At 71.6% G+C, this 22,748-nt stretch carries 19 protein-coding genes; 5 read left to right on the top strand and 14 right to left on the bottom strand.

Translation table 11 applies throughout. From position 1 onward, the window contains the following. Nucleotides 1-12: 12 nt before the first annotated feature. Complete coding sequence (locus tag ACWC2B_RS22870) at nucleotides 13-1,860, bottom strand: lasso peptide isopeptide bond-forming cyclase (RefSeq protein ID WP_450719392.1); 1,848 nt, start codon at nucleotides 1,858-1,860, stop codon at nucleotides 13-15. Between the two features lie 23 nt (nucleotides 1,861-1,883). Then, nucleotides 1,884-1,994, bottom strand: a complete 111-nt coding sequence (locus ACWC2B_RS22865) for a keywimysin-related RiPP (protein WP_450719390.1) — start codon at nucleotides 1,992-1,994, stop codon at nucleotides 1,884-1,886. A gap of 491 nt (nucleotides 1,995-2,485) precedes the next feature. Here ACWC2B_RS22865 and cseB point away from each other — a divergent pair, with 491 nt between their 5' ends. From cseB to pdxR, 5 genes are all read left to right on the top strand, one after another. Next, the gene (gene cseB / locus ACWC2B_RS22860) at nucleotides 2,486-3,214 is read left to right on the top strand and encodes a two-component system response regulator CseB (protein WP_450719388.1); all 729 of its coding nucleotides are present in this window, start codon (nucleotides 2,486-2,488) and stop codon (nucleotides 3,212-3,214) included. A gap of 5 nt (nucleotides 3,215-3,219) precedes the next feature. Next, complete coding sequence (locus ACWC2B_RS22855) at nucleotides 3,220-4,530, top strand: sensor histidine kinase (RefSeq protein ID WP_450719386.1); 1,311 nt, start codon at nucleotides 3,220-3,222, stop codon at nucleotides 4,528-4,530. Nucleotides 4,531-4,782: 252 nt separating this feature from the next. Continuing rightward, nucleotides 4,783-5,565, top strand: coding sequence for an ABC transporter ATP-binding protein (locus ACWC2B_RS22850; protein WP_450719384.1), 783 nt, complete (start codon nucleotides 4,783-4,785; stop codon nucleotides 5,563-5,565). Nucleotides 5,566-5,650: 85 nt separating this feature from the next. Further along, nucleotides 5,651-8,215 (top strand): ABC transporter permease, encoded by a 2,565-nt coding sequence (locus ACWC2B_RS22845; protein ID WP_450719382.1) that lies wholly within the window; start codon nucleotides 5,651-5,653, stop codon nucleotides 8,213-8,215. 61 nt (nucleotides 8,216-8,276) lie between these two features. Then, complete coding sequence (pdxR, locus tag ACWC2B_RS22840; protein WP_450719380.1) at nucleotides 8,277-9,797, top strand: MocR-like pyridoxine biosynthesis transcription factor PdxR; 1,521 nt, start codon at nucleotides 8,277-8,279, stop codon at nucleotides 9,795-9,797. 18 nt (nucleotides 9,798-9,815) lie between these two features. On the opposite strand, the gene ACWC2B_RS22835 is transcribed toward pdxR, so the two are convergent. The 12 genes from ACWC2B_RS22835 to ACWC2B_RS22780 form a co-directional block, all read right to left on the bottom strand. Then, the gene (locus ACWC2B_RS22835) at nucleotides 9,816-11,237 is read right to left on the bottom strand and encodes a UbiD family decarboxylase (RefSeq protein ID WP_450719378.1); all 1,422 of its coding nucleotides are present in this window, start codon (nucleotides 11,235-11,237) and stop codon (nucleotides 9,816-9,818) included. Then, nucleotides 11,234-11,569 carry a chorismate mutase gene (locus ACWC2B_RS22830; RefSeq protein WP_450719376.1) on the bottom strand — a complete coding sequence of 112 codons (336 nt, stop codon included), beginning with the start codon at nucleotides 11,567-11,569 and terminating at the stop codon, nucleotides 11,234-11,236. The genes ACWC2B_RS22835 and ACWC2B_RS22830 overlap by 4 nt, the downstream gene beginning before the upstream one ends. Next, a complete protein-coding gene (locus ACWC2B_RS22825) occupies nucleotides 11,566-11,910 on the bottom strand; it encodes an AraC family ligand binding domain-containing protein (RefSeq protein WP_450719374.1) in 345 nt (114 codons plus the stop codon). Before ACWC2B_RS22825 ends, ACWC2B_RS22830 begins: the two co-directional genes overlap by 4 nt. 54 nt (nucleotides 11,911-11,964) lie before the next feature. Beyond that, complete coding sequence (locus ACWC2B_RS22820; RefSeq protein WP_450719372.1) at nucleotides 11,965-12,639, bottom strand: flavodoxin family protein; 675 nt, start codon at nucleotides 12,637-12,639, stop codon at nucleotides 11,965-11,967. A gap of 87 nt (nucleotides 12,640-12,726) precedes the next feature. Further along, entirely contained in the window at nucleotides 12,727-14,031 is a 1,305-nt protein-coding gene (locus ACWC2B_RS22815; RefSeq protein WP_450719370.1) for a TrpB-like pyridoxal phosphate-dependent enzyme, read from the bottom strand. 54 nt (nucleotides 14,032-14,085) lie between these two features. After that, nucleotides 14,086-15,333, bottom strand: coding sequence for an MFS transporter (locus ACWC2B_RS22810; RefSeq protein ID WP_450719368.1), 1,248 nt, complete (start codon nucleotides 15,331-15,333; stop codon nucleotides 14,086-14,088). A 4-nt stretch (nucleotides 15,334-15,337) separates the two neighbouring features. After that, nucleotides 15,338-16,552: an ATP-grasp domain-containing protein gene (locus ACWC2B_RS22805; RefSeq protein WP_450719366.1), complete on the bottom strand. Its 1,215-nt coding sequence runs from the start codon at nucleotides 16,550-16,552 to the stop codon at nucleotides 15,338-15,340. 44 nt (nucleotides 16,553-16,596) lie between these two features. Next, on the bottom strand, nucleotides 16,597-17,376 hold the full coding sequence (locus ACWC2B_RS22800; RefSeq protein ID WP_450719364.1) for a B3/B4 domain-containing protein: 780 nt from the start codon (nucleotides 17,374-17,376) through the stop codon (nucleotides 16,597-16,599). Between the two features lie 196 nt (nucleotides 17,377-17,572). Beyond that, nucleotides 17,573-18,802 (bottom strand): MFS transporter, encoded by a 1,230-nt coding sequence (locus ACWC2B_RS22795; RefSeq protein WP_450719362.1) that lies wholly within the window; start codon nucleotides 18,800-18,802, stop codon nucleotides 17,573-17,575. Beyond that, nucleotides 18,802-20,112, bottom strand: a complete 1,311-nt coding sequence (locus ACWC2B_RS22790) for an amidohydrolase family protein (protein ID WP_450719360.1) — start codon at nucleotides 20,110-20,112, stop codon at nucleotides 18,802-18,804. The genes ACWC2B_RS22795 and ACWC2B_RS22790 overlap by 1 nt, the downstream gene beginning before the upstream one ends. 526 nt (nucleotides 20,113-20,638) lie before the next feature. Then, nucleotides 20,639-21,301: a hypothetical protein gene (locus ACWC2B_RS22785; protein ID WP_450719358.1), complete on the bottom strand. Its 663-nt coding sequence runs from the start codon at nucleotides 21,299-21,301 to the stop codon at nucleotides 20,639-20,641. Next, on the bottom strand, nucleotides 21,285-22,709 hold the full coding sequence (locus ACWC2B_RS22780) for a phenylacetate--CoA ligase family protein (protein ID WP_450719356.1): 1,425 nt from the start codon (nucleotides 22,707-22,709) through the stop codon (nucleotides 21,285-21,287). Before ACWC2B_RS22780 ends, ACWC2B_RS22785 begins: the two co-directional genes overlap by 17 nt. Nucleotides 22,710-22,748: the final 39 nt, after the last annotated feature.

Raw genomic sequence — 22,748 nt, 5'->3', positions numbered from 1 at the left:
GGCTCCGTACGGTCATGTGCCGCACCCCCCTCTCCGCGTCAGGCTCCGTAGCCAGACCTCGCAGGCGATGGTGGAGTAGAGGATCGCGTCCTGCAGCCCGGGAGTTGCCGGGCGGCGGGCCAGGGCGCGCAGGGCCTCTCGGTCGACCAGGCCCATGCGGGCCAGGTGGGAGTCGTCCCAGAGGGCGAGCAGGTCGCCGCGGTGCTCCCGCAGCCCGTTGGAGGCGTCCATCGAGGCGTGGGCCTTGCTGGCGCGGCGCAGGCACTCGTCGGGGACGATGCCGCGCATGGCCGTGGTGAGCAGCGGTTTGTAGGCCCATGGGGTGACCCGTTCGCGGGGCCGGACGGCGAGGGACGCCTCGATGACCCGGTCGTCGAAGAACGGCGAGGCCATGGGCACACCCGCGCGGGCGGCCATGCCGTCCCACAGCCGGACGACGCGGGTGCAGTCGCGGATGGCCTCCAGATCGGCGTGCAGGCCGCGGTCGGGGTGCAGTGGCCGCGCGGTCGCCGCCCGCTCGGTCATGGCCTCGCGGACGAGCCCTTCGGCCTCGGGGGTGACCCAGTCGAACAGGCGGGGCGGAGCCGACCAGCCCAGGGCCCCGGTGACGGTTGGGGGGAAGGGGGCGCGCAGGTGCCCGGCCGCGTCGGCGAGCCACCTGCCGTACGGCCGGGAGTCGGCCAGGGTTCGGGCCATGCCCGTCAGGGGCCAGTCGAAGAGGACCTTGAAACCGCGCAGTTGGCGCAGCGCGAACAGGGGGCGGCGGCGCAGCAGCCGGTGGTAGTAGGCCTCGGAGCACCAGGCGATGTGGTCGCCGCCGATGCCGGTCAGATGCAGTCGGCTGCCGCGTTCCCCCAGGCCGGGCAGGTGGTGAAGGACGCGGGCCCGGTCCATGACGCCGATGGTCGGCTCGTCCATGGGGTCGTCGATGTCCAGCAGGTCGGTGTAGACGAGCGGGGAGTCGTCGGCGTCCCATACGACGTGCTCGACATCGGGCAGGTGGTCCGCGGCCCTCTTGGCCCATTCCAGGTCGTCGTCGGCCGGGTCGCGACCGGGCCAGGTGCTGGCGAGCACGCGGGCCGGGGAGCGGTCGGCCAGGAAGCACACCGAGGTGGAGTCCAGGCCGCCGGAGAGGTCGCAGCTGACCACGCCGCCCTGCCGGGTGCGGGCGTCCACGGCTTCGGCGAGCGCCTGTCGCACCAAGGGGGCGCCGACGGCGAGGGGTTGCACCGGCTCGGGCGGTGTCCACCAGCGGGAGGTGCGCATGGTGCGCCCGTCGGACGCGAGGTGGAGCGCCTCGCCCGGGGGCACGGTGGTGACGCCCTGCCAGACGGAAGCCTCGCTCAGGGGATGGGGAACGGGCCACAGCAGGCGGACGGCCAGTTCACGGGGGTCGGGATCGGTACCGATGAGCGAGGCCAGCAGGTCGGCGGCGGTGGCGGCCACGGTGACCCCCGCGACGTTCGCGTGGAAGACCAGCCGCAGGCCGGAAGCGGTGCCCTGGATCCTCACCCGGCCGTCAAGCGAGGCCACCAGGTGGAAGCTGCCGGGCAGGGTGCGGGCCAGTGTGTCGAGTCCGGCGAGGTCGTCAAGGCGCTCGGCGTGGCGCTGGAGGACGTCGGGGTCGACGGGGCAGCAGCCCACCACGGCGAGCGCGGCCCGTCGGGTGGTGGCGGTGACGCATTCGTCATCGGTCCAGCTGCCGGTGATCCATGGCCTGCCGGAGGGGTGGTCGAGTGTCCGGACATCAGGGTGGCGAGGGAGGCGGCGGGCCGCGGCTGACGCGCCCCCGCAGTCCGGAAGGACCGCGAAGTACGCGCCGCCGCAGCCCGTGCCCGCATAGTCATGCGATGAGGGCATGGCCTGGAATCAGTCGCCCGGCCTCAGTTCTTGCTGAGGATGAGGCGGTCGTTGCCGTGCGTCCTGAGCAGACCGGTCTTCGTCCGGAAGCCGCCGCGGCGGACCAGAGTGGGGGCCTCGTACGTCTTCTTCATGACGTCTCCTCTGCGAAGGGAAGGAAAACCAGCCCCGCATCAGGCTCAACTCCCGCCTGACACAAGGAGGTTCGCTGCTACGACGAACGTAGCAACGCACCCCCGGGGTACGACAATACGCACATATACGCATCTATATGTTCGATAGCACATTTATGCATCGGGAGTCAGTTTGAGCGCCACGGGCTGGAGACCGCCGTGCGCCGGCTTTGTATCCGCCGCGTATCACCCACCGCTTCATTGCCCGTCGGATCGGGGCGCCGGGCTCCCGCGAAGGGCGGAGGGGCTGGTGTCCTGCCGATGGTTGTTTCCGGCGCGCACCCATCTGACCTGCGTGTTCTCCGGCGGCGGTGGCTCATTACGGGGCCTGCGTGTCCCCGGGGTGACGCCGTCACCCGGCCCCATCTCTGTCGTATCGTTCCCTTCGATCCCACGATTCCTCACCCCCTCGATCCCTACGATTCCGCCCAGCCGCTCCCCCAGGAGTCCCCGTGTCCTCGTCCACCCCCGCTCCGGCCGCCCAGCGCCCCGTTCGCGTGCTGCTGGTGGAGGACGACGACCTCATGCGGCGGTCCTTTGCCGTGGCGCTTGAGCGGTACGGGTATGAGGTCGCCGTCGCCGCCGATGGGCTGGCTGGGCTTGAGGCCTTTCGGGAGCGCGGGTTCGATCTGCTGATCCTCGACGTGATGCTGCCGGGGCTCGACGGGATCGGGCTGTGCCGCAGGGTGCGGGAGAGCAGTCTCGTGCCGGTGCTCATGATGTCCGCCCGGGGGGACGGGCTCGACGTCGTCGCCGGGCTTGAGGCCGGTGCCGACGACTATGTCGTCAAGCCCGTCGACACGTACGTGCTCGTCGCTCGGATTCGGTCGCTTCTCCGGCGGGCCACCTATACGCCACCTGCCCCAGCAGGCCCTGAACTCCCCTCCGATCAGGGGGAGTTGCTCACGTTCGGGGAGCTCTCCATCGACACCAGCGGGCTGGAGGTCTTCGTCGCCGGCACACCCGTCGCGCTCACCCCCACCGAGTTGAAGCTGTTGCTGGAGTTCGCCGCTCACCCCGGCGTCGTCCTTGAGCGGCACACCCTGCTCCGCGACGTCTGGGAGTACGGGTGGGACGGGGACAGCCGGGTCGTGGATCTTTGTGTGCAGCGGCTGCGCAAGAAGCTCGGGCGGGACCGGATCGAGACGGTCCGCGGGTTCGGCTACAAGTTCAGGCGTTGACGCGGGTGCGTCTCCATCCCTTCCGGCGGCCGCGGCCCGCCTCCGCGTCTCCCACCCGGCGGTCGCAGCCCCCCGCACCCGGGCCCCGAAGGTCCGGGCTCGCCTCCCTCCGCTGGAAGATCGCCGCGCTCGCCGCGGCCACCGCCTGTCTAGTCGCCGTCGCCGTCGGCGTGCTCGTTCACTTCTGGACCGCACACGACATCCGCGACCGGGCCAGGATGCACGCCTTCAACTCCGTCTACTCCGCCATGGACACCTACCGGCGCACCGGAACCCTCTCCGACGGCGCCGAGCTCGACCCCGCCGAGCTGCCCGCCTCGCTCCGCCACCCCTCCGACGGCGCCCGGCACACCGCCTACGACGGGCGCGTCGACGGGAACTCCGGGCCCACCGCCTGGGGTGCCCAGCGGGTCGCCGGGCCGGGCAGTCCCGTGCTGGCCGTCGAGGTCAACATGAACCCCGAGTTCTACGGGCTGCGTCGGCTCGATGCCACCATGGCCGTCGCCTCGCTCGCCTCCGTCGCCGCCGCCGTGCCCCTCGCGGTGTACGGGGCCGGGCTCATCGGGCGGCGGCTGCGGCGGGTCTCCGAGACCGCGGGGCGGATCTCCGCCGGGGACCTCGACGCCCGCACCGGGCCCACCAAGGGCAACGACGAGGTGGCCGAGATCGCCGCCACCGTCGACCTCATGGCGGACAGTCTCGGCCGCCGGCTCCGCACCGAGCGCCAGTTCACCGCCGATGTCGCTCACGAACTCCGCACCCCGGTGGGCGGGTTGCTCGCCGCCGTCGATCTGCTGCCGGAGGGAGAGGACGAGGATCTGGTTCGGGGGCGGGTCCGTGATCTGCGGGGGCTCGTCGAGGACCTCCTGGAGATCTCCCGGCTCGATGCCGGTGCCGAGCAGCCCGTCCACGCCCACGTCCCGCTCGACGGCGTCGTTCGCGAGGCCGTCACCCGCACCGGACTCGATGCCCGGATCGGCGTAGCCGAGGGCACACACACGGTCGAGACCGATCCCCGTCGCCTTGAACGCATCGTCAGCAACCTCGTCGTCAACGCCCATCGGCATGGTGCCGGGCCCGTCGAGGTGAGCGTCGCGGACCGTACCGTCGTCGTCCGCGACCACGGACCCGGGTTCCCTGTCGGCCTGTTGCGCGACGGGCCTCGTCGCTTCCATACGGGCGCCAAGGAGCGCGGGGCCGGGCACGGGCTGGGGCTGACCATCGCGCTGGGCCAGGCCCGGGTGCTCGGCGCCGAGCTGCGCCTCGACAACGCCCCGGACGGCGGCGCCGTAGCCACCCTGCGCCTGCCCGCCTGACCTTCCCGACCCGGCTGACCCGGCTCGCCCGGCCTTCCCGCCTGACGAGCCCGACCCGCCCAACCCACCCGGCCCGGCCGTCCCCGTACCGAACCGGCCGCCCCCTCGTACCGAACCGCTGCACACCAGCGCGTACGCCGATACACGCCTGCCCAGGCCCCGATACATACCCCGGACACCCTTCCAAGTGCGCCCTTCCGCACCTCTGCGCCTGCGCGCCCGCGCACCTCCCGTCCCCGAAGAGGAGTCCCCGTGACCGCCGAACCCCTTGCCCCGTACGCGCCCCGTCCCACGCCCGGCGTCGCGGCCGCCACCACCGACCTGTCGAAGGTCTACGGCAGTGGTGACACCCGGGTCGTCGCCCTGAACCGGGTCAGTATCGGGTTCCGGGAGGGCGAGTTCACGGCGATCATGGGGCCTTCCGGGTGTGGCAAGTCCACCTTGATGCACTGTGCCGCCGGGCTCGACTCGGCCAGTTCCGGGTCCGTTCGCATCGGCACCACCGAGCTCGGCACGCTCAACGACCGGCAGCTCACCCAGCTCCGCCGGGACCGGATCGGGTTCATCTTCCAAGCCTTCAACCTGCTCCCCACGCTGACCGCCCTGGAGAACATCACCCTGCCCATGGACATCGCGGGGCGCAGGCCCGATAGGCAGTGGCTCGACCAGGTCATCTCCATGGTCGGGCTCGCCGACCGGCTCGGCCACCGCCCCGCCCAGCTCTCCGGCGGACAGCAGCAGCGCGTCGCCGTCGCCCGCGCGTTGGCGTCCCGGCCCGCGATCGTCTTCGGCGACGAGCCCACCGGCAATCTCGACTCCCGCGCCGGGGCCGAAGTCCTCGGCTTCCTGCGCGACTCCGTACGCGAACTGGGCCAGACCGTCGTCATGGTCACCCACGACCCCGTCGCCGCCGGCTTCGCCGACCGCGTCGTCTTCCTCTCCGACGGGTGCCTCGTCGACGAGATGATCCGGCCCACCCCGGACCGCGTCCTGGACCGGATGAAGGAATTCGACGCCCGGTCGCGCACCAGCTGACACAGCATCAATCCGTCACTTGACGCGACATCAATTCTGCTTACTTTCCCGCCACTTGAGTTCTCCGAAAGCCGAAAGCCCACCCATGCTGAGAACAGCCCTGCGCAACGTCCTGGCGTACAAGGCCCGTCTGGTCATGACCGTCCTCGCGGTCTGCCTGGGTGTCGCCTTCGTCTGCGGCACCCTCGTGTTCGCCGAGTCCTCCGCCGCCGCCTACCGTGCCGCCGCGTCGCGGAACTTCGCCGGCATCGCCGTCACCGTGACCCCGAAGGACCCCCCGCCCGGGACCGCCACGGATCAGGCCGCCGACGTGCTCGACGACGCCCTCGTACGGAAGTTGGCCGACGTGCCCGGTGTCGCCGCCGTGCGGCCCTCCGCCGACGGCTCGGCCACCCTCAATGCCGCCGACGGAAGCCCGCTGCGGGCCGGCAAGGCGTGGGCCAACCTCGCCGCCGCCTACGTACCGAACGCGGACGGCAAGGACAGTCGCTATCCGCTGACCGAGGGGCGCGCCCCGGCCGACAGCGGCGAACTCGCCGTCGACCGTGGCACCGCCGACGCCGGGCACCTCCGCGTCGGTGACACGGTCACGCTCGCCACCGACGGGCCCGTCATGACCAAGCGGCTCGTCGGGATCGTCACCACCCAGGACACCCGGGTGACCGCGGGCGGCACCCTCGCCCTCTTCGACAAGGCCACCGCGCAGCGGTTGTTCGCGACCCCGGGCCATTACAACTCGATCGACCTGTACGCCACGCCCGGCACCGATCAATTCAAGCTCTCCGAGCAGGTCGGCGCCCTGATTCCGGCCGACCGGGCGCTGGCCACCAGCGGGGTCGCGCAGGCCGCTCAGCAGGCGACCAACGTCGACATGATGACCCGGGGCTACCAGAAGATGCCGAAGATCTTCGCCGGGGTCGCGTTGTTCATCGGGTCGTTCCTCATCGTCAACACCTTCACGATGCTCGTCTCGCGGCGCACCCGCGAGATCGCGCTGCTGCGGGCGATCGGCGCCACGCGCCGCCAGGTGGTGCGCTCCGTGCTGTGGGAGGCCGCCCTGGTGGGGCTCGCCGCGTCGGCGGCCGGGTTCGTGGCCGGGCTCGGCATCGCTTCCGTACTGCCCGACCTCCTCGGCACCGCCCAAGACCCGCTCCCCCGTGGCCCGTTGGTGATCGGAGCGCGCCCGGTCATGGCGGCGCTCGGCGTCGGCGTGGGGATCACCGTGCTCGCCGCGTGGCTGCCGTCCCGCAGGGCGGCGAAGATCGCGCCCGTCGAGGCGCTGCGCTCGGCCGAGCAGCCACCCACCCCCACCGCGTCCCGGGTGCGCACGGCAGTGGGACTGATCCTGCTCGTCGGCGGGGCCGGGCTGCTCTTCTCGCTCACCGGCGCCAAGGACGCCTCGGACGCCAACCTGCAGAACGCCATGTTCGGTTGTGCTCTTCTCGTCGCCGCCATGATCGCGCTCGCGCCACTCCTCGCCGGTCCCGTGATCCGGCTCGGTGGGCGGCTGACCGGCCGCTTCGGGGTCGCCGGGCGGCTCGCCCGCGAGAACGCGCTGCGCGATCCGCGGCGTACGGCGGCCACCGCGTCCGTCCTCATGATCAGTACGGCGCTGGTGGCCGGGCTCGCCGTCATCGGCGACTCCACCTCTCAGGCGCTCGACCGGCAGGCCGCGGCCGGCCTCAGCGCCGACTACGTGGTCAGCAGCCGCACCACCATGACCGCGATCGACCCGGCCGCCCTGAAACGCGTGGCCGGCATCCCGGGCGTGAAGACCGCCGCCCCCGTCGCCGACTCCACCCTGTTCACCGGCGGACAGGTGCGTCACGTCTCCGGCGTCGACCCCGTCAGCACCGGCGAGGTCATGCGACTCGACTTCGTCAGCGGCTCGTTGAAGGACCTCGGGCCCGGCCGGATCGCCCTCTCCAGCTCCGTCGCGCGGGAGCAGGGTGTGAGCACCGGCGGCAAGGTCAACGCCCACATCGGCCCGGGCAACGACTTCAAGCAGTACACCGTCGTCGGCGTCTACCAGGACAACCCCGTCGCCGACGACGCGCTGGGCGCCCTGAGCGAGGTGCAGCGGCACAGCTTCAAGCCCGGCACCGTCCAGCGGATCCTCGTCCGCACCGACGGCGGCGCGGTCTCCCGGGCCACCGAGGACCGGCTGCGCACCGCCACCGGCAACAGCCCGCTGGTGCAGGTCAAGGACCGTGCGGAACTCGTCCACGAGGCCGCCGGGTCCATGGGCGAGCTCCTGACCCTGATGTACGGGCTGCTCGCCATCGGCGTCGTGATCTCGCTGCTCGGCATCGTGAACACCCTCGCGATGTCGGTCTCCGAGCGCACCCGCGAGATCGGCGTACTGCGCGCCATCGGCATGGACCGGGCCGTAATCCGGCGCATGATCCGGCTCGAAGCGGTGACCGTCGCCGCGTTCGGCACGCTGCTCGGCCTGGTGGGCGGCCTGTTCGGCGCGTGGGCGGTCGGCTCGCTCGCGAATGGTGCGATGACGCGGTACTCCCTCTCGCTGCCCTGGGGAACGCTGCTTCTCATCTGTCTGATCTCGCTCGCGATCGGCGCGGTCGCGGCGGCCGTCCCGGCCCGGCGGGCCGCCGCCCTCAGCCCGCTGGAAGCCGTCGCGGAGGCGTGACCGTGCCCCGGCCCCACGCCGTGGCAGACTCGGCGGGGGATACCTGCCGAAGGGGGAAGGCGTGGGGTCGTCGGAGTTGCTCATCGTCCTCGACCGGGACGGGAGTACGCCGTTGCAGCAGCAGGTCTGCGACCAGATCACGGCGCTGGTCCGGGCGGGGCAGCTGCGGCCGGGGGACAGCGTGCCCGCGTCGCGCGAGCTGGCCCAGCAGCTCGACGTGTCGCGGACGGTCGTCACCCGGGCCTACGAACTGCTGCGGGCCAACAACGTCATCACGGCCAAGCGCGGCTCGGGCACGAAGGTCGCCGCCCGGGCGGGCGCCACCTCCCAACTCCCCGCCCGCAAAGCCGCGTTCGCACCTCAGCCGCCCCGGGCCACCGACGGCAGCAGCGCCCTGTGGCAGCCCTGGGAGCCGCCGCCCGCGCACCGGCCGAGCACCGCACTCGACTTCCGGCACGGCACCCCAGCGCTCGCCGAGTTCCCCGTCGCCCGCTGGCGGCAGTCGCTGCACGACGCGTACGGGCGCGCCGATGTCGCCTCGCTCGGGTACGGGCCCGCCGAGGGCTCGCCCACGCTGCGCACCGAGATCGCCACGCTGGTGCGCCAGAGCCGGGCCCTGGACGCCTCGCCCGACCACATCATGGTGACCAGCGGCGCGACCCAGGCCCTCGACATCCTGGTCCGCATGCTGGTCGGGCCGGGTGACGTGGTCGTGATCGAGGACCCGAGCCACACCGTCCTGCGCCAGGTCTTCGGCTGCTCGCAGGCGAGCGTCGTGCCGGTGCCGGTGGACGAACAGGGGCTGCGGTTCGGCGACATCGACGCGTGCGTACGCGCCCACGGACACGACCCGGCGCGCGTGAAGCTCGTGTACGTGACGCCCTCGCATCAGTTCCCCACCGGGGTCATCCTGTCCGAGGGGCGGCGGCGCGGGCTCCTCCAATGGGCGTACGAGCACGGGGCGATCGTCCTGGAGGACGACTACCACAACGAGTTCACGTTCACCGGCGAGCGCCTTCCCGCACTCGCCGCCGAGCGGCACCGCGACACGGTCGTCTACGTCGGCAGCTTCAGCAAGACGCTCTTCCCGGCGCTGCGCATCGGCTACGCGGTCCTGCCGCCGCACCTCGTGCAGCCCTTCCTCGGCATCAAGTGGATCACCGACCGGCTCACCCCCACGGTCGCCCAGGACGCCTTGGCCGACTTCATCTCCACCGGCGCCTACGCCCGCCACATCAGCCGCATGACCCGCCTGTACCGCCAGCGCCGAAGCCGCCTCCTTGAGGCGCTGTACGAGCATTTCGGGGCCGAGGTCCGCATCTCCGGCGAGGCGGCGGGCCTGCACGTCCTGGTCACCCTGACCGGCGCGCGCGGCATCCCGGAGGAGCGGATCGCCGAGGTGGCGGCCGGGCGCGGGGTGCGGATCTACCCCGCGTCGGGCTACTTCGTCCAGGACCCGCCGGCCGAGCCGACGTTCCTCATGGGGTACGCGGCCCTGCCCGCCCCGCGCATCACGCGCGGCGTCGATCTGCTGGCGGACGCGGTACGGGAAGTGACGAGGCGGGACCACAATTCCCCGTGACACTAGGCACGTTGACGGCTACGGCTCCGTGAACCGTGGCCGGTGGAAGCGGTCCCGCAGCGCGTGCGGCACCGTGCAGTCGAAGTGTGCCTTCGCGGTGCGGCCGTCGGCCGTGACCGTGGGCGAGTACGCGGGGGACTGCGTCGGGTCGAGGGGGAAGCCGAGGCGGTCGGGCAGGACCGCCACGTCGCGGTCGGCCTGGAGCCGGGTGGTCATCGCCCACCACAGATCCGCGTCCGACTCCACGTCGACGTCCTCGTCCACCGAGACGGCCAGCTTGGCCATCCGGAACTCCTCAAGGACCGACTCGGCCGCCTTGCGCACCGTCTCGTCGTCCGCCGGTGACCGCTTGGCCCGCCACTGGAGTACGACCATGAGCTGGCCGCCGCCCGCCGTGTGGCAGTGCACGGCCTTCACCGGCGCGTCCAGTTCCCGCAGCCGGGCCAGGACCGCCGCCTCCATCCCGAAGCCGAGCAGTACCGACTGCTCGTGCCCGGGCCCCGAGACGGTCTGGAAGATGGCTCCGTCGCGGGCCGTGATCCCGGTGACCCGGACGGTCGGCAGGCCGGGGTGCGCCCGCCCCTGATATCCGAGGAACTCCGGTGTGGCATGAGGCCCCTGGGGATTCTCGGGAGCGAGCTCACCCTCCAGCTCGCCCTCGATCACGTACTCCGCGTGCGCGATGCACTCCGCCGCCACGGTCCGGCAGTCCGTCAGCTCGACCGGAGCCCCGCCGAGCGCACCCGCCACCGCCAACTCGTCAACTCCCGCAGGAACGAGGGACGTTGGACAGCAGGACGAGAGAAGCACCGCAGGTCCGAGGCCCACATGGATGGCCACCGGCAGGCTCTCGCCCCGGCGGCACGCCGCGAGGTGGGCCGCCTCCAGGTCGCGGCCCGGCACCATCCAGATGGAGAGCCGGTCGGAGCCCTGGACGCACATCCGGTGCACGGAGAGGTTGCGTACGCCGGTGTCGGGGTCGGTCGCCAGGACCGCGCCCAGCGTCAGGTACGGACCCGCGTCCCGGTCGGTCAGCACCGGCACGGGCAGCGCCGTCAGGTCCGGCGCGAGCAGGGTGCGGGCCGGCTCGCGGCCGCCCCGGCCGCGCACCGGCGGGACGGGCGCGGTCACCGCGTCCAGGATCCGGTGCGGCAGTTCGGCCGGGGTCGTCCCGAGCAGGGCCGCCGCCCGGCGCCGGGTGCCGTACAGGCCGATGAGGACGGCCCGCGAGGCGGCCCCGCCGCTGGGCCTGACCCGCTCGAAGAGGACGGCGGGACCGGGGCCGGTCGGCGGCGGGGCGGGGGTCCCCGCCCACTTCGCATACCGGGCGGAGACCCCGAACCGGGCCGGGACCTCCTCCCGGTCCCGCACCAGCTCGCCGGGCATGGGATCGAGCCCGGCGAGCGCGGTGCGGAGGTCGGCGAGCCGGCGGCCTGTCATGCCGCGCCCTCGCCGGCCGGTGTCTTCTCGCGCCGGGCCGCAGCCGCCCGGCGTTCCGCGAGGAGCTCCATCTGAAGGTCCGTCAGCTCGGTGATCAGCGTGCGGTAGACGCTCTCCGCGATGCCCGGCGGCATGCCCTCCTCGACCGCGAGCCGCCGCACCTTCTCGATGACGTGGGCGACCCGGCCGGGTGAACGGACCGTCTCCTCGTCGTTCTTGAACTCGGTCAACTCCCGGACGACAGACGTCCGTTGGGCCAGAAGGGTGATGATCTGCCGGTCGAGCGCGTCGATGGAGACGCGCAGCTCGTCGATGCGTTCCGGTCCGGTCATGGCGCGGGGACCTCGTCGATCACGTACACGACGGTCTGCTCGGCATCGGAGCCCTGCGAGCGGTGCCGCTCGTCGCCGGGGATGATGAAGCCCATGCCGGGGCGGCACGGAACCGAGCGGTCGTCGAAGTGGATCGTGAACTCGCCCTGCAGGACATAGCCCTGGTGGCCGCGCTCGCACCACTCCAACTCGTTGAATCCGGCGGGCAGTTCCATCAGGCGCACCCGGAGTCCACCGGTGTACGCGATCTTCACCCGGCCGTCGGCGCCGGGCTTGCTCCACTTCTCCCACGGGATGGCGTCGAAGTCGATGCCGACCAGGGCGGGGGTGGTGGTGCTCATGGGCGGGACTCTCCTCAGAGATGGCGATCAGGTCAGAGACGGTGATCGGATGGCTCAGGAAACGGAACGGCTGCGGGCCACGCGCTCGTTGCGGTCGTCCAGGGGAAGCACCGGCTCCCCCGTGGCCGAGCGGTGCTTGCGCAGCAGCAGCGTCATGTCGATCATGCGGTGGGCCATCCGCTCCAGGGCGTCGAGGCCCTCGGCGTCGTGCAGGCCCGGCTCCGGCGAGGTGTTGCGAAGGAGCGCCGGGAAGCCGCTGCCCACCAGGATCATCCGGTTGAGCAGCAGGTTGTCGACGAGCTGGTTGTGCACGGAGGCGTCGCTGTAGCGGCGGCCCGTGACGATGATGCCGCCGACCTTGTTGGCCAGCGGGCGGTCGAAGCGCAGAAAGCCGACGCCCGCCCGCTCGATGAAGATCTGCATCAGGTGCGCGAGGCCGAACCCGTGCACGGGCACGGCGTAGATGATCCCGTCGGCGCGCTTCATCTCCTCGACGATGGCCGGCATGTCGTCCGGCAGCGCGCACGGAAGGGTCCGGCTGTTGCAGTCGCCGCACGGGCTGCACGGCGAGATGCGGTGATCGCGCAGGTACAGCGCGCGGAACGCGGCTCCCCGGCCGCGCACCAGCTCCCCCGCGTAGTCCAGCGCGAGATCGGTGTTGCCCCCGGCCCGCTCGGACCCCGATATGCCGAGGATGACGGGTTTCTCGGAATGTACTGCTCCTTGCATGTGCTTCCCCCATTGCCTGCTGGTCCTACGGGGGCGGGCCGTCGTGGCCCGCCCCTCCCCCGATCTTCAGTGCGCCAAAGACGACCGTCAGTCCTTGAGCTTTCCGGCGAAGTAGTCGATGTACGCCTGCATGTCGAAGTGGCCGTGCCCGGAGAGCGAGAACAGGATGCTCTTCGACTCGCCGGTCTCCTTGCAGGCCAGCGCCTCGTCGATGGCCACGCGCACGGCGTGGGTCGACTCGGGCGCGGGCACGATGCCCTCGTTGCGGGCGAAGGTGACACCGGCCTCGAAGCACGCGGTCTGCGGCACGGCGCGCGCCTCCAGGAGGCCGAACTCCTTGAGCTGGCTGATGATCGGCGACATGCCGTGGTAGCGGAGCCCGCCCGCGTGGATGCTCGGCGGCACGAAGTCGTGGCCCAGCGTGTGCATCTTGGTGAGCGGCGTCATCCCGGCCGTGTCGCCGAAGTCGTACTCGAACTTGCCCTCGGTCAGCGTCGGGCAGGACGAGGGCTCCACCGCGATGGCCCGCACCGAGCGGCCGCCGCGCAGCTGCTCGCCCAGGAACGGCAGGGCGAGGCCGCCGAAGTTGGAGCCGCCGCCGGCCGCGCCGATCACGACGTCCGGGTAGTCCTCGGCCAGCTCCATCTGGAGCAGGGCCTCCTTGCCCATGATCGTCTGGTGCATCAGGACGTGGTTGAGCACGGAGCCGAGCGCGTACTTGGCGGTGCCGCCGCTCTTGACCGCCGCCTCGACCGCCTCGGAGATGGCGAGTCCCAGGCTGCCGGGGGAGTTCGGGTCGGCCGCGAGTGCGGCGCGCCCGGCTTCGGTGAGCTCGCTCGGGCTCGCGGTGACACTGGCGCCGAACGTCTCCATCAGGCCCCGGCGGTAGGGCTTCTGCTGGTAGCTGACCTTCACCATGTAGACCTCGCAGACGAGGCCGAAGTACTGGCAGGCGAGCGAGAGGGAGCTGCCCCACTGGCCGGCGCCGGTCTCCGTGGTGAGGCGCTCCACGCCCGCCTGCTTGTTGTAGTACGCCTGCGGGATCGCGGTGTTGGGCTTGTGGCTGCCCGCCGGGCTGACGCCCTCGTTCTTGAAGTAGATGCGGGCCGGGGTGTCGAGGGCCTTCTCCAGGCGCCGGGCCCGCACCAGGGGGCTCGGCCGCCACTGCTTGTAGACGTCGATGACGGCGCCCGGAATGTCGATCTCGCGGTCGGTGGAGAACTCCTGGGCTATCAGCTCCGCGGGGAACAAGGGCTCCAGGTCGGCCGGGGTGATGGGCTCGCGGGTGCCGGGGTGCAGCATCGGGTCCAACGGCTTCGGCAGGTCGGCGACCACGTTGTACCAGGTGGTGGGGATCTGGGCTTCGGACAGCAGGAACTTCGTCTGGGACATGAACACTTTCCTGTGAGTGAAGTGGAACCGGTACGGAGCTGGTGTGAGGGATGGCTAGGTGTTCGCCGGGGCCGCCTGCGGCTCCGGGTCACTGGTCTTGAGGGCGGCGGAGGGCCTGATCCGAAGGAGCGCGAATCCGGCCATGCCGACGAGCGGGGCGAGGAGCAGCGTCACGAACACGGGCCGGTGGCCGTGCGCCGTCCACAGGACGCCCAGGCCGACCGGCACGACGAGCCGGGCCAGGCCCAGGACGAAGCCGTTCAGCGCCATGAAGCTGCCGACCCGGCGCTCGTCCACGTGGTCGGCGACATAGGTGGGCACGACGACGGACACGATGATCTCGCCGAGTGTCCACACCACGGTGGAGAGCAGCAGCGCGGGCAGCGAGAAGCCGAAGACGATCACGGCGAGCCCGAGCGTCCACAGCAGCCCCGCGACCATGAGCAGCGTCTTGGTGCCGTAGCCGCGCATGTGCTTCTCCATGAGCAGGCCGAGGCTCACCACGACGACACTGTTGATCGTGTAGACGGCGCCGACCAGGCCCGCCGAGTCGTGCAGGACGGTCGTGACCGCGAGCGGCAGCGCGTATTCGAGCCCGATGAGCGGCACGACGTAGAAGAAGGAGACGAGGACGAGCAGCAGGACGTGATGGTGCCCCAGCGCCCCGAAACGCCCGCCCTTGTCGACCGAACTGCCGCTCTTTTTAAGGGAGTTGGCCCCCTTGCTACGACGATCGCGCGGCACCCAGAGTGTGATCATCGCCGCGCACAGCAGGCCCGCGAGGATGTTCCCCGCGAACATGACGTGGTACGAGTACGCGGCGGCGACCCCGCCCAGGAGCGGGCCCACCCCCATGCCGAGGTTGTTGCCGACGTAGCTGATCGTGTACGCGAACGGGCGCTGCTCGGGGGTCGTCAGGTCGGCGACCAGGGTGTTGGAGGCCGGGCTGAACATGCCCATCCCGACCAGCGCGACGAAGAGCAGCGCCGCGTACGTCCAGGGCGCGCCGTCGAGCAGCGCGAGGCCGAGGTAGCCGACCGCGTTGAGGAGCAGCGCGCTCAGCAGCGCCGTACGCCGGCCCCTCAGGTCGCACAGCGGGCCGCTCAGAAGACTGCCGACCAGGAGGCCCGTGCTGCCGATGGAGATGAGCAGGCCCGCCTCGCCGGGGCTGAGGTCCTTGCCGCGCACCAGGTAGACGGCGAGCAGCGGGAAGACGAACATGCCGGCGCGGTTGACGAAGGAGGCGAGGAACAACACCCGTAACGCGAGCGGGAGTTCCTTGAAGCGCGCGACCCACACCATGGCGCTACGCCTCGGTCTCTACGCGGAAGCTGTCCCGTACGGTCTTGAAGCGGGCCTTCACGTCCTCGAAGTCGACGCCCTCGCACACGTACCAGCCGAGCACGTCGTTGGAGGCGGTCGGCGGGGCGAGTACGTCGCCGACGTGCTTCCACACGTCCGCGTCCACCACGCCTTCCAGGGCGGTCAGTTCGGCGGCCGAAGTGATGGCGGTGATCGTGCCGTACTCGCCGGACGACAGGTACTCGGTGCCGACCTCCGGGCCGAGCCGGGCGGCGGGGCGGTGGTCGGGGTCGAGTTCCAGGCGGCACCATTCACCCGCGAGGTTGATGCCGCGCCCGGCCTCGATGGCGGGCACGATCGACCCGCCGCCGGCCCGGGCGCCCGCCTCGCCGAAGACGATCTCGCCGTCGTCCAGGAGGAAGAACTCGGCGTGCACCACACCGGTGCTCAGGCCGAACCCGCGCAGCACCACCGTGTTCAGCTCCAGGATGCGCTGCTCGCGGGGCGTGAGGTCGTGCTTGCGGGAGATGGTGCCGCCCGGCTCGTCCCGGTAGTCCAGGACGGAGTACGTGTACTGGGAGAGCTGCTCGAAGACGGCCTCGCCGCGCTGGAACAGCGAGTCGACGTGGAACTCGGTGCCGCGGATGAACTCCTCGACCCGGTATTCGTGCCGGTCGTCCCCCATCTCCCCCCAGACGCCGTCGAGTTCGGCCCGGCTGTCCACCCGGTAGGTGTTGCCGCAGGCCCAGCCCGCGTACGGCTTGATGACGACGGGATAGCCGACCTGTTCGGCGAACTCGGCGACCGCCGTGACGGTGTCGGGACGGCAGGAGCGGGCGACGCGTACACCCAGCTCCTCGGCCCTGCGGTGCATGACGTTCTTGTCGCGGAAGTTGAGGGCCTGGTCGGGAGTGAGGCCGGGGATGTCGTGGTCCCGGCGGGCGCGGCTCGCGGGAAGCACGTCGCCCTCGAACAGCGGGAAGATCCGCTCGATGCGGTGCTCGGCGACGATGGCGTCGACCGCGGCGCGTACGGCCGCCGTGTCGTCCAGGTCGGCGTGGTACCGCGGCAGCCCGTCGGCCTCGGGGGCCTCCCAGCCGGTGGGCAGCAGCACCACACTGGCCACGCCCAGCTCGGCGGCGGCCGCGACGACACTGCGGAACTGGGCGGTGTAGCGCCCCGCGGCGGGCCGGTAGACCACCAGGATCGAGGGGTTCATGCGGTGCTCCTCATACGACGGGTTCTGCGGAGTGGGATGCGGCATCAGCGAACGGTCGCGGCCGAGGCGGCTGCGAACAGGTCCCCGGTCGGCGCGGTCCGGTCGAGCACCAGCGGCCGTCCCGGCTCGGCACCCAGCCCGGTGAGCGCCACGACGAGCCGCTCCAGCGCCTCGTCGACGACGGCCCGGCCGCCCTCGTGCGCGGACTCCACGGTGAGCAGCAGCCTGCGGCGGCCGACATCGGTCTTGATCACGTCGCCCTGGCGCCAGTTCCAGCGCCGCGAGTGCGCGCGGCCCTGCCCGTCGGCGTAGACGACCTCGCCCGGGTCGGGGATCTCGGTGGCGTCGGGTGCGCCCAGCGGCGCGAACACCTCGGTCCCGTAGGCGAGCCGCACCTCCAACTCGCCCTGGATGTCGCCCACGTCGCAGGACGCGACCGGAAGCCGGCTGTCCAGGGAGACCGCGTTGCAGAGGTCGACCAGGGCGTTGATCCGGGGCAGCCGGTCGCCCTTGGCCACCCGGCGAAGGACCGACTCGGCGGCGCAGGGGAACTTGTTCGGGTTGACGTCGACCGTGCGGTAGGCGTCCCGCCAGGCGGCGATCGCGGGCAGCGCGGAGACGTCCGCCTTGCTGAGCCCGGCCGCGTGCAGCGCGTCCTCGGCGGCGGTGAGCCGCGCGCCCACCTCCGCGGACTCCCGCACCACGTCGATGTCCGGTACGGCGATCAGGCCGAGCACATAGCCGGGCACCCGCTCCGAAAGCCGCGCGTCGATGGTGACACTGAGGATCTGCGCGCTGCCGGGGCTGCTGGGAGAGGTCTCCAAGGCGTGTTCCTTCGATTCCGTGGCTGTTCCGGGGCCGTACCGGGCTGTTCCGGGCTGTTCCGTGGCTGTTTCCAGGCGGACCGCTGATGACGGTCCCGACAGTAGGGAGCGGGAGGGGGTCCGGCTGTGGCCAATTCCCGGCAATTCCAGGAGTCCACTTGGGGGCCCTGGTGCCGCTCAGGCTCCCGCTCCCCTCTCAGCCGGACTTCCCCGCAGGGCTGGGCGCGGCAGGAGCCTCGGCCGCACCGGCACCCGGACCCGCCGTCCTCACCCGTACGCCGATGAGCGCCGTCCCCAGGGCGAGCACCGCGAGCACCGCGCCGAACTGGCCGAGCCGGTCGAGGCCGTGTGCGCCGCCGTGGGCGATCACCCTGCCGCCGATGAAACCGCCGAGGGAGATGCCCGCGAAGGTGGCCGAGGAGTTCAGGGAGAGCAGCAGCGGGCCGGAGGTGGGTGCGATCGCGAACAGGCGGTGCTGCTGCGGGGGTTGAGTAGCCATGGCGGTGATGCCCCAGGCCCCCATGGCGAGCGCGGCGGTCGCCAACCCGTCCCGGGTCAGGGGCAGGGTGGCCAGGACCACGGCCAGGCCCGCGACGGATGCGAGCAGCACGGGCGTCGCGCCGAACCGGTCGGTGGCCCGCCCGCCCAGGACCGTACCGCCCACCGCGAGCACGCCGAAGACGAGGAGCAGCAGCGCCAGCGTGGTGCCGTTGCCGTCGGTGGCGGGGGCGAGCACCGCGCCGATGTACGTCAGGACCAGGTAGCCGCCGGTCATGAACAGCAGGGTGGTGAGCACGGTGAACAGAACGCGCGCGTCCCGCACCGGGGCGAGCCGTGCCGCGAGCCCGGGCGCCGCCGGCAGCCGCACCTCGGGCAGCCCGCCCGCGACGGCGGCCGCACACACCACGCCGAGCCCGGCGAGCAGCCAGAACGTCGAGCGCCACCCCAGGTCGGCGGCCAGCCAGGTCCCGAACGGCACGCCCGCGACGGTCGCCGCGGAAAGCCCGCCCAGCACCACCGCCATGGCCCGCCCGCGCCGCTCCGGAGCCGAGAGGGCGGCGGCGGAAGCGGAGGCCGCCGGTATGTAGAGCGCGGCTCCCGCAGCCGTCGCGACCCGGGCCGCGAGCAGCCAGCCGAGACTCGGGGCCAGGGCGGATGCCGCGTTGCCGAGCGCGAAGACCACCAGCGAGATGACCAGCACGGTACGCCGCTCGACCCGCCCGGTGAGCGCGCCGAGCACGGGCGCGAGCACGGCATAGGTCAGCGCGAAGACCGTACTGACCCACCCCACATCGGCAAGGCTGGACTTCAGCCCGTCGACGACTTCGGGCAGCACCCCGGCCACCACGAAGGTGTCCGTGCCGATGGCGAACGCGCCCACCGCGAGCACCGGAAGGACGGGAAGTACAGCTCGGGTCCTGCTCATCACGAGGCTCCAGCCGGGATACGGGTACGGAAGGGGGTGGCGTCGCCCGCCACGGGGGCGCCGCCGAGCAGGACGAGTTCGATCGCGCCGGGGCGGCTGAGGACGGAGATGTCCTCGGCGGGGTCGCCGTCCGTGACGACGAGGTCGGCGAGCCGGCCCGCCGCCACCACACCGGCCTCGTCCCCGCGCCCGGCGAGCCGCGCACCGTTGGCGGTGGCCCAGGTCAGCACGGTGGGGGCGGGGATACCGGCCATCGTGACGTACAGCTCCAGCTCCTTGGCGTAGCTGCCGTGCGGGGTCCAGGCGAACCCGAAGTCGTCCCCGGCCACGACGGGGATGCCGAGTTCCACCATGAGCGGCAGGATCCGCAGCGTGTTCTCGATCTCGGCCTCGAACTCCAGCGTCTCCAGATACTCGCTGGTCTTGCCGTGCTCGGCGCCCGTGGTGAGGAGCATGTGCGGCTGGTAGAGGCTCGGCACGACGAAGATCCCGCGCTCGGCGATGGCGTCGAGCGCGGCGTCGTCGGCGTAGGTGGCGTGGTCGATGACGTCGACGTCGGCGGCGATGGCGTTACGAATCCCGGCGAGCCCGCGCGAGTGGGCCCGCACCTTGGCGCCGAGCCGGTGCGCGGTCTCGGCGGCAACCTTCAACTCCTCTGCTGTGAAGAGGAGTTCATGAGACCTGCCATTGGGAAAGGTGTCGTCCCCGGACGAGAAGACCTTCACGATCTCCGCGCCCTGGGCGATCTCCCCGGCGACGTATTCGGCCATCTCCTCCGGGGTGTCCGCGAGCCGCATCAGATCGGACGGGATCCGCTTCTTGACCTCCGGGTTACGCCGCTCTGGCGGCCCGGACACCATCAGGTCCCGGCTGCACGGCGTGATCCGGGGCCCGGCCAACCGCCCCGAGTCGACGGCCCGCCGCAACGCCATGTCGATCCCGGCGACCGACCCCGCCCCGACGAACGCGGTGTAGCCGAGCCCGAGCAGATGGGTGGTGTTCTCGGCGGCGGCGAGGGTGACCTCGGGGACGGAGTACTTGAACAGCATCTCGCGCCCGTCGAGAACGTTCAGGTAGGCGATGTGGGTGTGCCCGAGGGTCATGCCGGGCATGACGGTCCGCCCGTCGAGATCGAGCACGTCGATGTCGGGCGAGTGCAGCGGGGCGAGACCTTCGGGGAGCACGGCCTCGATGCGCTCCCCGTCGACCAGCACGCTGCGGTTGGGCAGCGAGGCCCGCCCGACGCCCTCCTGCACGGTGGCTCGGTGGAGCAGGGTTTTCTTGCGGGGGGTTCCGGTTGTTGCGGGCATTCTGGGGGCCTCCAGGGGGGGTGAGTAGGGGGGTGTGGGAGCGATGGGGGTGCGGCCCGGCGGGGCGGGGTGGGGTTGCGTCCGGGCGGGGGTGCGCTGGGGCTCCGCCCCAGACCCCGGAGGCCGCCCCGCCCCACCCCTCCCCGAGACCCTCCGGGGGTTGGAATCGGAAAGGGAAGCCGTGTTTCCTGGGGCTCCGCCCCAGACCCCGTATCGCGCCTAAAGGGCGCTCGTCCTCAAACGCCGGACGGGCTAGAAGCGGGCTGCTGCGGTCCGTGTTCGCATGACGGGCCGAAGATGCCGGTGCGGGCGGCACGCAAGAGGCCGACCCCGCTCAGGGGTGCACACTGCCAAGATCAGCCCCGCTATGGGCACGGGGAACTGCGCGACCAGCCATCCACGGTCCGCAGCCGACGAACAACGCACCCCCGAGCGGGCTCAGCAGACGCATGGGCTGACCCGCATACCGAAAAGGGGCGCGGGGAACTGCGCGAACACAAGCCCGCTCAGCCAGAGCAACCCCCACCTACCCACTCCCCCCAGAAGGCTCCGCTCGGCCGAACAGAGTCCAGATGATCTCCGCGCCCGGCCGGGTGGCCACCCACCGCAAGCCGTGCGCACGCACACCCGGCGCATTGGTGACGGCCAGCTGCGCACCCCCATCCGCGAGGATCGCCGCCGCGTGCTGGGTGGAGGACGCCTCCACCCACACAACCTCCCGCCCGCGCAGCGGCGCCGGCACGACCTCCGCGTAGATCCGCCGCACCTCCCACATCGCGGCAACGGTCACGGGCCCCTCCCCCGGAGGAAGCTCCCCCGGCGGAAGCCCGCCCGCCGCGGCGATCCCGTACTCGGGCGTGGCCTGCGGAAAGAACGCCCGCAGCCGTAGGTCCCGGTGCCAGTGGAACCCGGTGAGCCCGCCATAGGCACTCGGCACGAGCGCCAACTCGACCACCCCGCACAGGAGTTGGTCCAGCACGTCGTCGAAGGTGGCGAACAGCTCGACCCGTAGCCCGTGCTCGGCCGCCAGGAATCGCGCGGCCAGGTCACTGGACGTCCCGGCCGGACCGAGCGTGCCCAGCGTGGTGCCGGGTCGCGAGGCCCATCGTCCGGTCAGCTCGCTCCAGCGCGCGCCGTACTCCTCGGCAAGCACCCCCGGCAGGGCCCCGGCCTCAGTTGTCGTAGCCACGGTTCGCCGCCATTTTCTGTGCCACCTGGGTTTCGTGGTCCGGGGTGGTGCGCCGGTCCACGATGCGGGCCGCCTTCCAGCTGACGAAGGCCCCCGTGCTGACGATCGGGTCGAGCCCGTCGCTCAGCTCGACGGTGACGGGCACCCCGAGCGCCTCGGAGGCCCTGGTGCGCACGGTCTCGCTGAGCGCGGCCGCGTCCTCGACAAGCCCCTTGAGCAGTTCGAGCCGTACGGTCAACCGGTCCTGGCCCGAGGCCTCGTCCCGCTCGATGACCACCTGGTATCCGGCGGACCCGGTGACTCCGGTCATGACCGCCGTCTCGATCTGCCCGGCGGTGAACCGCTGCCCGCCCAGGTCGAGCCGGTCCAGGGTGCGTCCGACGATGCGTACGAGATCGCCCGGCAGCTCGCAGTCGCAGTCGGACTCCTCGACGACGACCGCGTCGCCGGTGCGATAGCGAACGAGCGGCTTGACCCCGTCGACCAGCATCGTGACGGTCAACTCGCCACTCCCGCGCGGCCCTTGTGACTCGCCGCTCTCCGGGTCCACCACCTCGATGACGTAGTTCGTCTGCGAGAGGTGCATCCGCTTGTTGCGGCAGGCGGTCGCGATGACGAACGCCTCCTGCGAGCCGTACAGAATGTTGTAGACGTCGGCGCCCCAGACCGTCTCCAGGTTGTGCGCGAGTGCCGGTGTGCACATCTCGCCGGTGACGAAGAGCAGCTTGACGGAGAAGTCTTTCCGCAGGTCGTAGCCGTAGTGCTCGGCGGCCTTGGCGAGGGTGAGGGCGACGCCCGGCGTGCAGCAGATGACCTCCAGTTCGAGGTCCTTCATCAGCTGGAGGGCCTTCTCGAAGCCGATGACGGGCGAATACGGCCAGATCTTGGCGTTCATCGAGCCGGTGTTGCGGGCGATGTCCCCGAGGGTGTCGCCGAACGAGTGCACCTCGGTGGGGCCCATCAGGCCGATGCGCGGGGCGTGTTCGCCGAAGTGGTGACGGAAGATGGATGCCCAGGACTCGGTGATGTGCGCGTTGCTCGCCACGATCTCGCGGCCGTCGCGCGGGCACGGTGTGGCCCGGCCGGTGGTGCCGGTCGTCTCGTAGAAGAAGAGGGAGTCGGCGAGGGGCCGGCTGAGAACGTCGAGCATCTCCTCACGCAGGTGGGCCTTGGTGGTGAAGGGCAGCGCGGTGAGGTCGTCCGGTGTGGCGGACGCCAGGTCGACGTCCTCCAAGTGCCGCTTGTAGAAAGGGGATCGCGTGCTGACCTGCTCAAGGACGGTGGCGAGCTGCCGCGTACGCCAGTCGCGCAGGGCCGTGTCGGTGAGGGTGCGGTCGTAGAAGGCACGGTGAAGTTCGAGATAGCGCGCGGCGAAGTCCGCGGCGGGTCCAGTGCTGGGCAGCCACATGGGTGGGTTCCTCTCAAGGGTGGTGCCGAGAAAGTGGGC

This window comes from Streptomyces sp. NPDC001415, assembly GCF_053597395.1.
This window is presented reverse-complemented; position numbering and strand designations above follow the sequence as displayed.